The sequence below is a fragment of the Flagellimonas lutimaris genome, from assembly GCF_051494225.1.
GTDB classification, from domain to species: Bacteria; Bacteroidota; Bacteroidia; order Flavobacteriales; family Flavobacteriaceae; genus Flagellimonas; species Flagellimonas lutimaris_A.
The window spans coordinates 82,605-95,093 of sequence record NZ_JBNPYE010000006.1 but is presented as its reverse complement, the minus strand read 5'-3'; the positions used below and the strand labels follow the sequence as shown (position 1 = coordinate 95,093).

The window sequence follows — 12,489 nt, the reverse complement described above, 5'->3', positions numbered from 1 at the left end:
GATAATTAGTATGAAACCAATGAAAGTAATCATTGCGGCACTATTTTTACTCCTTTGCTCCACAAACTTGGTTCAGGCACAAAGCGGGGAGGAAGAGGTAGTAAAAAAGGAAAAAACAGAAGAGAATCTTCCCATATTTGACCCTCATATTCCTCAGCTGTACAACAAGTACCTGATCAATGTTGCCGATATTGAAGTCGAAACTGCATTGGGGTCTTTACCACGATTGCCACGCTATGTAGAAGGAAAGTATAGCAATGGGGTGAAAGGCCCCAAAGTTAGGGTGTTGTGGCCGGCCCCAAAGGACAATAACGAAGTTTTGCAAGCAGGTACTTATGTGGTTACCGGCAAGGTGGTCGGTACCGATTTGCAACCGAAGGCCAAAGTGATGGTTAAAGCAAACAAGGAGTTAAGTACGCCCGATCGGAAATTGGAAGTCTTCGAGCTGAATCAAGTAGTGTTGGAGGCGGATACCGATGGCCAGCCAACAAAGTTTATGGAAAATCGTGATAAATTCATAAACACATTGGCTCAAACAAACCCCGATTCATTTCTGTATATGTTCCGAAATGCCTTCGGACAGGAACAGCCCGAGGGAGCAAAACCATTGGGTGTGTGGGACAGTCAAGAAACCAAGCTACGGGGGCATGCAACAGGGCATTACCTTACCGCGATAGCCCAAGCGTATGCCGGTACGGGTTATGATAAAGAGCTGCAGACCAACTTTGCCGATAAAATGGATTATATGGTTGAAGTACTGTATGGGCTTTCACAAATGTCTGGACGTCCGGCAAACACCGGCGGTGAGTATGAAGCTGACCCGGCAGCAGTTCCTCTTGGTCCGGGCAAATCAACCTATGATTCCGATTTGAGCGAGAACGGTATCCGTACCGATTATTGGAACTGGGGCGAAGGTTTTATAAGTGCCTACCCCCCAGACCAGTTTATTATGTTGGAAAAAGGAGCAACCTATGGTACGCAACCAACTCAGATATGGGCTCCTTATTATACTTTGCACAAGATTTTGGCCGGTTTAATGGATGTTTATGAGGTTAGTGGTAATGAAAAAGCCCTTAATATTGCCAAAGGCATGGGGGACTGGGTGTATGCTAGATTGAGCCAATTGCCCACAGATACACTGATCAGTATGTGGAATACCTATATCGCAGGAGAATTTGGTGGTATGAATGAAGCCATGGCCCGTTTGGACAGAATTACAAACGAACCAAGATACCTTAAAGTGGCGCAATTGTTCGATAACATCAAAATGTTTTTTGGTGATGCCGAACATTCCCATGGATTGGCCAAGAATGTAGATACTTTTCGAGGGTTGCATGCCAATCAGCATATTCCTCAAGTTATGGGTGCACTTGAAATATATCGTGATTCGAAATTGCCAGAATATTACCAAGTGGCCAATAATTTCTGGTACAAAGCAAAAAATGATTATGCATACAGCATTGGTGGTGTAGCAGGGGCAAGAAGTCCCACAAATGCAGAATGTTTTATTGGTCAACCCGCCACCTTGTACAAAAATGGATTTTCATCAGGAGGACAAAATGAGACCTGCGCCACATACAACATGCTAAAACTCACCAAAAACTTGTTTCTTTTTGATCAACGCACCGAATTGATGGATTATTACGAGCGTGGCTTGTATAACCATATTCTGGCATCGGTGGCCGAGGAGAGTCCTGCCAATACCTATCATGTGCCATTGAGACCAGGTGCTGTTAAACAATTTGAAAACGCGGATATGAGTGGTTTTACCTGTTGCAATGGTACTGCTATGGAGAGTAGTACCAAACTTCAAAACTCAATATATTTTAAAAGTCAAGATAATAGTGCACTCTATGTAAATCTTTTTGTTCCCTCGACATTGAAGTGGACTGAGAAAAGTATAATCGTTAAACAAAACACAGCTTTTCCTAAAGTAGATAACACCCAATTGACTATACAGGGCAAGGGAAAATTTGATTTGCATATTCGAGTGCCCCAATGGGCAACCAAAGGTTGTTTTATTAAAATAAACGGCAAGGAGGAAAAAGTTAATGCCATACCAGGCACCTACCTTACCCTAAACCGTAAATGGAAAGATGGTGATGTCATTGACATTGAAATGCCTTTTGAATTCCATTTGAATCCAGTAATGGACCAACAAAATATTGCGAGTCTTTTTTATGGCCCCATATTGTTAGCGGCCCAGGAATCTGAGCCACGAAACGATTGGCGTAAAGTAATCTTGGATGTTGAGGATATTGGGAAATCCATCCAGGGAGACCCCGAAAAATTACAATTTACTATTGATGGTGTGCTGTTTAAGCCGTTCTATGAAATCTATGGTCGTCATTCAGTGTACCTGGATGTAAGTCTTGAGTAAAATGATAACTATCAAACTAGAAAACACAAAACCATTCACTGCCTTTAGGTAGTTTCAAAAACAACTAAATATGAGCAAAATAGCGTTGAAAAGAATAGGGATTATTATAATAATCTTAGTAGGTGCCATGGCTACTGCGCAGAACAGCAAAATGGCCGATGTAATAGATGAATTTAGAGCCGATAATCGGGGGCTGCGACATATTTACATTATGGAGGAGTCGGAAGAATACTATCAACGCTTTTCCAAATTCTATAATAGTTGGATGGATAGACTTAAGGCTATGGATTTCAATTCTCTTTCCCAGCAAGAGAAAGTGGATTATATCCTACTAAATAATTCAGTTGCAAAGGGAGATTACTTTTTAAATCAGGATTTTGAAGAGTTTAAGGAGGTTTCGGATGTTGCAAATTTTACAAAAACAATGTTGCCGTTTATCCAGCAAAGGAGAAGAGGTAAAAAACCTGATGCTAAAATGTTGGCCCAAAAGATGCAGAATGCTTCTAAACTTCTAGATGAGCAAATGGCAATACGAAAGGAAAAGCCATTTAAGGATTGGCAAATGGCCGATAAAGCTTCATCCATTGTACTTTCATTTCAAAAGGGATTAAAAAACGCATATGAGTTTTACTATGGTTATGACCCTGGATTTACTTGGTGGGTAGAGCAACCGTACAAGGCTTTTGACAAAAAGATGACCGAATATGCCGGGTTTTTAAAGGAGAATTATTCACAAAATAGCATTAAGGACGACGGTAGTGGTATTATTGGGAAACCCATAGGTAAGGAAGCTTTATTGGAAAGTTTGGCCATGGAATTTATTCCATATACCCCTGAGGACCTTATCAAAGTAGCTGAAGAGCAATTTGCATGGTGCAAAAGTGAAATGATCAAAGCTTCTCGTGAGTTGGGTTATGGTGATGATTGGAAAGCTGCACTGGAACATGTAAAGAATACTTATGTGCCTGCAGGTGAGCAGCCGGAGGCCATTATGGATCTTTACACCCAATCGGTCGATTTTATTGAGGAACGTGATTTGATTACCCTTCCCGAGCTGGCCAAGGAAACTTGGGGCATGGAAATGATGAGCGCCGAGCGCCAAAAGGTCAGTCCTTTCTTTTTGGGAGGTAGGGACATCATTATATCTTATCCTACCCAAGAAATGGACCACGATGATAAAATGATGAGTATGCGCGGAAATAATCCTAATTTCTCTAGGGCGACTGTTCATCACGAGCTTTTACCAGGTCACAATTTGCAATATTTTATGACTAGCAGGCACAAACCTTATAGAAATGCTTTTTATACTCCTTTTTGGACAGAGGGTTGGTCACTTTATTGGGAAATTATTCTTTGGAACAAGGAGTTTCCTCAAACCCCGGAGCAAAAATTAGGAATGTTGTTTTGGAGAATACATCGATGCGCCCGAATTATTTTCTCATTAAAGTTTCATTTGGGCGAAATGACACCACAAGAATGTATCGATTTATTGGTTGATGAAGTAGGGCATGAGTATGCAAATGCCGAAGCCGAAGTGAGGAGGTCTTTTACTACGAATTACCCACCCCTGTACCAATTGGCCTATATGATGGGTGGCCTACAGTTTTACGCACTTAGGCATGAGATGTTAGACAAGGGATGGACAGAAAAACAGTTCCACAACAGAGTGATGCATGAGGGACGAATGCCCATTGAAATGTTGCGTGCCCTGTTACAAGACCTTCCTTTAAACAAAAACTATAAGACCAAGTGGAAGTTTTCCACAGAGTTTAATTAAAGTAGTTTCCCCCAAAACCTAAACCAAAGTAGAGGAAATTGAACGGCGGGTTTATAGTTTAAAGATAAACCCGTCTTCCTCAACTTTTTTCTCGTACTTATCCTTGTCAAAAATATAGAGATAGGCTCCTTTGCGAGAAACGCTCATATCTTTTTCATCAAGTTTTACCAGAATATCCAGTGAATTTATTTTATTGATGAAATTCCGTTTGTCCAGTTTTTTGTCTAAAATGGATTCATATAAATTTTGAAGCTGTCGCATGGTAAACTTATCCGGAAGAAGTTCAAAACCAATTGGTTTGGTCAGCGCTCTTCTTTTTAATCGGGCCTTTGCCTTTTGTACCATTTCATTATGGTCAAAAATCAAGTCTGGGGCTTTTTTTATGTCAAACCAGTGAGCAGAGTCTATTTGTATCCCATCAAAACGGTGGCTATCCACATTGATCAGGGCATAATAGGCAACGGAAATGGTACGTTGTCCCGGATCTCTGTCAATTTTACTGTAAGTATGTATTTGTTCGAGGTAAATGTCGTTTAGCCCGGTCAATGTCTCCAAAACCCTTACGGCCGCTTCATCAAGATCTTCGTTCTTTTTAAGGAACCCCCCTATCAATGACCACTTTCCTTTTTCAGGCTCAAAATTTCTTTTGACCAATAATATCTTGAGGTTTTTTTTATCGAATCCAAAGATGATACAGTCGACCGCCAGTAGTACCTGATCTTCTTTCTGATAAAAATTGAGATGCATATTAAGATCTTCCGATACACTTATGTCTTCCTCCATGTTGGTAGGGGTATAATGGTTTGGAACAAAGGTAAAAACAATTCCCAATAGTATCCATATCGGATAATGTTCAATGGATGATGACTTTTTTTTGCTTTAACGGAAAAACTTTCGTTATTTTATAAATGTATAAAAAACACTTTTAAGATTTTACGTAGCGTAATCAATATCTTACTAGGGTTAATTCAAGTTTAGTAATTTTTGAAGACCACGATCAGAATCGTGGTCTTTTTTAACCAAATGCACATGAAAAACATCAACTATTCATCGTTTGTATTGGCCCTATTGTGTTCGGTCACAATTTTGGCGCAAGAAACGATTCAGGTAACTGTAACGGCAGATGCTGACGCACCTGTAGTCAGCAAACATATTTATGGACATTTTGCAGAGCATCTAGGGCGTTGTATTTATGAAGGACTATATGTGGGGGAAGAAAACAAGATCATTCCCAATACCGAAGGGGTTCGAAATGATATCATAGCAGCCTTAAAGGAGCTTGATATACCCAATTTAAGATGGCCGGGAGGCTGTTTTGCGGATACCTATCATTGGAAAGATGGTGTAGGCCCCAAAGAAGACCGGCCTACCATTGTAAATCGCTGGTGGGGCGGTACCACAGAGGATAATAGTTTTGGGACCCATAATTTTTTAAATCTTTGTGAAGTGCTGGGTGCGGAGCCTTATCTGTCAGCAAACGTGGGCAGCGGTACCGTGCAGGAGTTAATCGACTGGGTACAGTATACCAATCATGATGGAATCAGTCCCATGGCCGATTGGCGCCGTGAAAATGGAAGGGAAGAACCCTGGAAGGTAAAGTATTGGGGCGTTGGCAATGAAACTTGGGGCTGTGGCGGAAACATGACCGCAGAGTACTATGCGGACATCTATCGTCAATATGCCACCTTTATGCCGGGTTGGTCCGGTGAGACCAAAGTGTACAGGATTGCATCAGGGGCATCGGAAGACGATTACCATTGGACCGAAACCTTGATGAAAAATGTGCCTCACGAATTAATGGAGGCCGTGGCTCTGCATGATTACGCTGTGTTTGATTGGAACGATAAAGGCCCGTCTGTCAACTTTGATGAAGAGATCTATTTTAAATCAATGGAACAGGCGCTGAACATGGAGGAGTATGTGACCAAGCATATCGAAATTATGGATAAGTACGACCCTGAGGGCAATGTGGATCTTTTTGTTGACGAATGGGGAGGGTGGTACGATGCCGAACCGGAGGTAAAGAATGGAGTGCTTTTCCAACAGAATACGATTAGAGATGTAATGATTGCCGGGACCGTGCTCAATACCTTTAACAATCATGCAAAAAGGGTGAAAATGGCAAATTTGGCACAAATGGTCAATGTGTTACAGGCAGTGATACTTACCGATGAGGAAAAAATGATCAAAACGCCTACTTATCATGTCATGCACATGTACAAAGTACACCATGATGCAAAATTGTTGCCGTCCACGATTGAAGAAAATGTAGCGTTCAGGGGGCTTCCGGTTTTATCTGTGTCAGCATCTAAGGATAAAAAAGAAAAGGTTCATATCTCTGTAGTAAACATTGATCCAGAAAAGGATATTGAGGTGGAGGTGGACGTATCCACATTGAACATCAAAAATGTTCAGGGGAGTATTTTGACATCGGATAAGCTACAAGACCATAATTCCTTCGACAATCCAGAAAAGGTAACACCAAAGGAATTCAAAGGAGCCAAATTGAAAAAAGGGAAAATTTCACTTACCATCCCTGCGCATTCACTTATAGTTTTACAAGGAAGTTAGGAGAAAATGAAAAAAGTCTTATTGACACTTGGAGGTCTATTGATGTTGACCATATCGTGTAAGGAACAGTCCAAAAATAAAGAGGCCGATCCAAGTATGGTAGCTGAGGCACTTGATTATCCCATAGAGTCCGTAAACATCCGGAACGTAAAGCTCAAAGATGAGTTTTGGTTACCGATCATACAACGGGTTCAAGAAAAAACTATCGAATATGCACTTGCAAAATGTGAGGAAGAAGGTAGATTCGACAATTTCTTGATTGCCGGGGGCGAGATGGAGGGTGAGGTAAAAGGCGCCATGCCTTTTGATGATACTGATGTCTACAAAATTATTGAAGGAGCCTCCAATTCCTTGATCAGTGCTCCTAACCCAAAATTGGAGACCTTGGTAGACTCTTTAGTAGCAATCATCAAGGTAGGGCAAGAAGCAGATGGATATTTGACCACATGGAGAACCATAAACCCTGCAAAACCACCAGCACCTTGGGTAGAAGTAAAAGAAGGAGTAAGGTGGGATGGACTTTTTATGAGCCACGAATTGTATAATGCCGGTCACCTTTATGAAGCTGCAGCGGTGCATTACAAAGCCACAGGAAAAAGAAACTTTCTGGATATTGCTATCAAGAATGCCGATTTAATGGTTGAAACTTTTGGCGAAGGGGAAAATAAGATTGGTGCGGTGCCAGGACATCAAATAATAGAGACAGGCCTAATCAAACTATATCAAATAACGGGTAAAGAAGATTATCTAAAACTATCCAGGTACTTTTTGGACAATAGGGGAAATCCTGAAAATCACGAGCTGTTCGGACCCTATTCCCAAGACCACCTTCCGGTAGTGGAGCAGGACGAAGTAGTGGGGCACGCAGTACGGGCGGTTTATATGTATGCGGCCATGACGGACATTGCCGCCATTCAACAAGACACTGCTTATTTAAAAGCGGTAAATGCTCTTTGGGAGAATATGGTAAGCAAAAAAATATACGTTACGGGAGGTATTGGTGCAAGTCGTGATGGTGAAGCCTTTGGTAATAATTATGAGCTTCCCAACTTAACGGCATATAACGAAACTTGTGCGTCTATTGGGGATGTGTATTGGAACCACAGGTTGCACAACCTCACGGGTGATGTAAAATATTTTGATGTCATAGAACGCACCTTGTACAACGGGTTGATTTCTGGATTGTCGCTGGATGGAAAACAATTCTTTTATCCAAATGCTTTGGAATCAGACGGTGTATACAAGTTCAATCAAGGGGCATGTACCAGAAAAGATTGGTTCGATTGCTCTTGTTGCCCAACCAATGTGATCCGCTTTATTCCAGCAATGCCCGGATTGATTTATTCCAAAGAAGGAAATACACTGTATGTAAACCTGTATGCCAGTAATGAGGCTAAGGTGGAATTGAAAGATCAAGATGTGTTGGTGTCCCAAGAAACCGCCTATCCATGGAATGGGAAAGTGAAATTTACCGTAGCACCCGAAAAAGAAGGCGAGTTTACTATCAAATTTAGAGTTCCTGGATGGGCCAGAAACCAGGTCCTTCCTGGTGATTTGTACCAGTATTCATCTAAAGATGAAGCGAGCAATAAGCTAATTTTAAACGGCGAAAGACTTGATGTGATTGCCGATAATGGCTACTTCAAGGTGGCCAGAACTTGGAAAGCGGGGGATGAGGTATCACTTGAATTCCCAATGTCCGTAAGAAAAGTGATTGCCAATCCAAAGGTAGAAGAAGATAAAGGCAAAATGTCCCTCGAATACGGCCCCATAGTTTATGCCGTGGAGGAAATCGACAATAAAGATGCTTTTGATGAAATCGATGTGAAACCCAAGGACAGTTTTAAGGTTGAGATGCAACCCGAACTCTTGGGAGGCGTCAATACCATATCCAACGAAAAATTAACCGCAATTCCTTATTACGCGTGGTCCAATAGAGGTATTGGTAAAATGAAGGTATGGTTGTCAATGGCGAAAAAATAAAAAATGCACAAACCGAACAACATAAAAAAAGCAATTAGGGCATTCATTTTAGCTCTGGTATTGATTTTTGGTTTTTCTAGCTGTAGAAATCAAGAAGAAGCCAAAACAGAGAATACTATATCCGGAACCGAAAGGGAACTGGTGGTTAACATGGAGGATACGGGTATAAAGATTCAACCTACCATGTACGGAATCTTTTTTGAGGACATTAACTTTGCCGCAGACGGTGGCTTGTATGCCGAAATGATCAAGAACCGTTCTTTTGAGTTCACTTTGCCCAAAACGGGTTGGCTGGAACCCAATAGTGACAGACACTCTTATAACAAGGAATCTGGGATTCTGTCCATTATCAAATATTCCGAAGAAGGGGCCAATCACAACTTTGCCCGTGTCGAAGTAAATAATGACGAAGGCTATGTTCTCATCAATGAGGGATTCCGTGGAATGGGAGTGAAAGAAGGGGCGCAATACGATTTCTCAGTGAAAGCCGCTAAACGCTCTGGTGATATCCAAAAGATTAAACTTCAGGTGATTGATTCCTTGGACAATGTTTTGGGAGCAACTTCAATTACACCTGATAGCGATTCATGGAAGACCTACGAATCCAGCTTTGGCGTGACCAAAACGGAAATGAAAGCAAAGGTCAAAATAACTTTCGAGGGTGAAGGGGAGATTGGCTTGGATATGATTTCCCTCTTCCCGCAGGATACCTGGAAAGGGAGAAAAAAAGGACTTCGAAAGGATTTGGTACAGTTACTCGACGATATGAACCCAGGATTTCTTCGTTTTCCAGGAGGATGTATTGTGGAGGGGAGAACCTTGGCTGGAAGGTACCAATGGAAAAAAACTGTTGGTGATATTGAAAATAGGGAAAGTTTGATAAATCGATGGAATACCGAATTTGCCCACCGGCCAACGCCCGATTACTACCAAAGTTTTGGAATTGGTTTTTTCGAATATTTCCAGCTTTCCGAAGATATGGGCGCAGAGCCCCTTCCAATTTTGGGATGTGGAATTGCTTGCCAATTTAACACAGGAGAATTGGTTCCAATGGATGAATTGGACCCATATGTGCAAGATGCCTTGGATTTAATTGAATTTGCCAATGGCGATACCAGCACTGCTTGGGGGCAGGTTCGTGCAGCCATGGGACATCCAGAGTCCTTTAATATGAAATACATTGGAATAGGAAACGAGCAATGGGGACCTGCTTACATAGAAAGATATAAGGTCTTCGAAAAGGCCATTAAAGCAAAATATCCAGAAATCATTATCGTATCGGGAAGTGGGCCATTTCCGGAAGGAGATTATTTTGAATACGGTTGGGAACAATTAAAACAAATGAATGCAGAAATTGTGGATGAGCACTACTATAAACCACCAGTATGGTTCCGGGAACATGCAGACCGTTACGACAGCTACGATAGAAATGGCCCCAAGGTCTTTGCAGGGGAGTATGCTGCTCAAACCATGGCCATAGCAAGTCCAAAAAACAAGAACAATTGGAATGCAGCACTCTCCGAAGCAGCCTTTATGACCGGATTGGAAAGAAACGCCGATGTGGTGTACCTATCATCTTATGCGCCCTTAATGGCACATGCAGAGGGTTGGCAATGGACGCCCGATATGATATGGTTCAATAACTTGGAATCGTTCGGAACACCCAATTACCAAGTACAAAAAATGTATGCCACCAATTCTGGTACCGACCTGTTGAAAATTACCGAGGATGGAGAAAAAATTATTGGAAAAGACGGTCTTTATGCTAGTGCAGTAAAAGACGTAAACACCAATGAATTGATTATTAAGGTGGTCAATACATTGGAAATTGCCCAAAAACTTTCCATTTCCACGGAAGGAAGCAATTCACAACAAGGCAATGTTGGGGTACTGACGATGGCTATGGATAATCTGGAAGCTGAAAACTCCTTTGAGCAGCCCATGAAAATCAGCCCAAAAGAAGGTTCAGCAACAATTAATGAAGGTCGATTGGAAGTTGAGATTCCAGCTCAAGCATTCAGTATTTATAAAATTAAAGGATAAAGTGGACTAAAGAAGAGGTCTAAGATTTGGATAGTAAATAGAAGTCAGCAAAGAAGGAATGAAAAAGTATGTAATTGGTCTCGACTATGGTTCCGACTCGGTAAGAGCGGTAATGATTGATGCCCAAAACGGAGCAGAATTGGCATCAGAGGTATTCTGGTACCCCAGATGGAAAGCACAAAAATATTGTAAGCCAACAATCAACCAGTTTCGTCAGCATCCCTTAGATCATATTGAGGGATTGCAGCATACCGTAACTTCCGTAATGAAACAGAGTGGGGTATCCCCAGAAACCGTAAAGGGGATTTGTATAGATACCACGGGTTCTTCCCCAATGCCAGTGACCAAAGATGGTATTGCATTGGCCTGTGTGGAAGGTTTTGAGGTAAACCCGAATGCTATGATGGTGCTTTGGAAAGACCATACTGCGGTGAAAGAAGCCAATGAAATCAATGAATTGGCCAGAAGTTGGGGCGGCGAGGATTATACCAAGTTTGAGGGTGGAATTTATTCTTCCGAATGGTTTTGGGCCAAAATACTTCATGTGGCCAGAGAAGATAAAACCGTAATCGATGCCACCTACACCTGGATGGAGCATTGCGATTTCATTACCTATCTCTTGGCAGATGAAAAGGATTTAAAAACATTTAAAAGAAGTAGATGTGCAGCAGGGCATAAAGCCATGTGGCACGAAAGCTGGGGTGGACTTCCCGATGCAGCGTTTTTATCAAAATTAGATCCGTATTTAGCTTCACTTCGTGAGAACCTGTATGAAGAAACCTTTACCTCCAACGAAATTGCAGGCTATTTAAATGAAGAATGGGCAGACAAGTTGGGGTTAACAACAGACACGGTGATTGCTGTAGGAACTTTTGATGCCCATGCAGGTGCTGTTGGCGCGAAAGTGGACCATCATGCCTTGGTAAGGGTAATGGGAACCTCCACTTGCGACATCATGGTATCATCAAACGAAGCGGTAGGAGATAAAACCGTTAAGGGAATTTGCGGACAGGTTGATGGTTCCGTAATTCCGGGCATGGTTGGATTGGAAGCCGGACAATCGGCTTTTGGTGATGTACTCGCATGGTTTAAAAGTGTATTGCAATGGCCAATGGACAACCTTGTTTTAAACTCCAATGTCCTATCCGAGGAACAAAAAGTCGAGCTTAAAGCTGAGGTCGAATCCAAGTTTATTCGCTCTTTGACAGAACAAGCCGAAAATATACCCCTAGCCGAATCCGTACCAGTCGCTTTGGATTGGGTGAATGGACGTAGAACTCCCGATGCAAATCAAGAATTAAAGAGTGCCATCACAGGAATATCCTTGGGGACCAAGGCACCTCATATTTTTAAATCCTTGGTTAACGCGATTTGCTTCGGAGCCAAAATGATCGTAGATCGTTTTGAGGAAGAAGGTGTAAAAATTGAAACTGTAATCGGTATCGGAGGAGTGGCCAGAAAGTCACCTTTCATTATGCAGACCTTGGCCAATGTACTGAACATGCCCATTAAAGTTGCAGAATCGGACCAAGCACCAGCTTTAGGTGCAGCAATTTATGCTGCCGTGGCATCAGGAATTCACGAAAATGTGATTGAGGCCAGTAAAGTTATGGGAAGTGGCTTTGAAGCAGAATATTTCCCACAATCTTCCCAAGTTGAAGTATATGCCAAATTACTGGAAGAATACAAGCAACTTGGTGGCTTTGTGGAAGAACAAACCAACAAAAATAAATAA

The 12,489-nt window shown here is 41.9% G+C and carries 7 protein-coding genes; 6 read left to right on the top strand and 1 reads right to left on the bottom strand.

Annotation, left to right across the window (positions count from 1 at the left end; all coding sequences use genetic code 11):
* Positions 1-19: 19 nt before the first annotated feature.
* Positions 20-2,380 (top strand): beta-L-arabinofuranosidase domain-containing protein, encoded by a 2,361-nt coding sequence (locus tag ACQQ5U_RS12530; RefSeq protein ID WP_437397998.1) that lies wholly within the window; start codon positions 20-22, stop codon positions 2,378-2,380.
* 70 nt (positions 2,381-2,450) lie between these two features.
* On the top strand, positions 2,451-4,157 hold the full coding sequence (locus ACQQ5U_RS12525; protein ID WP_437397996.1) for a DUF885 family protein: 1,707 nt from the start codon (positions 2,451-2,453) through the stop codon (positions 4,155-4,157).
* A gap of 51 nt (positions 4,158-4,208) precedes the next feature.
* Here the strand turns inward: ACQQ5U_RS12525 and ACQQ5U_RS12520 are convergent, their stop codons facing one another.
* Positions 4,209-4,940 carry an NUDIX hydrolase gene (locus ACQQ5U_RS12520; RefSeq protein ID WP_437397994.1) on the bottom strand — a complete coding sequence of 244 codons (732 nt, stop codon included), beginning with the start codon at positions 4,938-4,940 and terminating at the stop codon, positions 4,209-4,211.
* Positions 4,941-5,186: 246 nt separating this feature from the next.
* Here ACQQ5U_RS12520 and ACQQ5U_RS12515 point away from each other — a divergent pair, with 246 nt between their 5' ends.
* The 4 genes from ACQQ5U_RS12515 (at position 5,187) to ACQQ5U_RS12500 (ending at position 12,489) form a co-directional block, all read left to right on the top strand.
* Positions 5,187-6,728: an alpha-N-arabinofuranosidase gene (locus tag ACQQ5U_RS12515; protein WP_437397992.1), complete on the top strand. Its 1,542-nt coding sequence runs from the start codon at positions 5,187-5,189 to the stop codon at positions 6,726-6,728.
* Between the two features lie 6 nt (positions 6,729-6,734).
* The gene (locus tag ACQQ5U_RS12510; RefSeq protein WP_437397990.1) at positions 6,735-8,711 is read left to right on the top strand and encodes a glycoside hydrolase family 127 protein; all 1,977 of its coding nucleotides are present in this window, start codon (positions 6,735-6,737) and stop codon (positions 8,709-8,711) included.
* A gap of 150 nt (positions 8,712-8,861) precedes the next feature.
* On the top strand, positions 8,862-10,754 hold the full coding sequence (locus ACQQ5U_RS12505) for an alpha-L-arabinofuranosidase C-terminal domain-containing protein (RefSeq protein WP_437398202.1): 1,893 nt from the start codon (positions 8,862-8,864) through the stop codon (positions 10,752-10,754).
* A gap of 58 nt (positions 10,755-10,812) precedes the next feature.
* Positions 10,813-12,489, top strand: coding sequence for a ribulokinase (locus tag ACQQ5U_RS12500; protein WP_437397988.1), 1,677 nt, complete (start codon positions 10,813-10,815; stop codon positions 12,487-12,489).

What these genes read in the sequence shown, in the direction of transcription:
- ACQQ5U_RS12530 (WP_437397998.1), top strand. Translation starts at nt 20, where the DNA reads ATGAAAGTAATCATTGCGGCACTATTTTTACTCCTTTGCTCCACAAAC.
- ACQQ5U_RS12525 (WP_437397996.1), top strand. Translation starts at nt 2,451, where the DNA reads ATGAGCAAAATAGCGTTGAAAAGAATAGGGATTATTATAATAATCTTA.
- ACQQ5U_RS12520 (WP_437397994.1), bottom strand. Translation starts at nt 4,940, where the DNA reads ATGGAGGAAGACATAAGTGTATCGGAAGATCTTAATATGCATCTCAAT.
- ACQQ5U_RS12515 (WP_437397992.1), top strand. Translation starts at nt 5,187, where the DNA reads ATGAAAAACATCAACTATTCATCGTTTGTATTGGCCCTATTGTGTTCG.
- ACQQ5U_RS12510 (WP_437397990.1), top strand. Translation starts at nt 6,735, where the DNA reads ATGAAAAAAGTCTTATTGACACTTGGAGGTCTATTGATGTTGACCATA.
- ACQQ5U_RS12505 (WP_437398202.1), top strand. Translation starts at nt 8,862, where the DNA reads ATGGAGGATACGGGTATAAAGATTCAACCTACCATGTACGGAATCTTT.
- ACQQ5U_RS12500 (WP_437397988.1), top strand. Translation starts at nt 10,813, where the DNA reads ATGAAAAAGTATGTAATTGGTCTCGACTATGGTTCCGACTCGGTAAGA.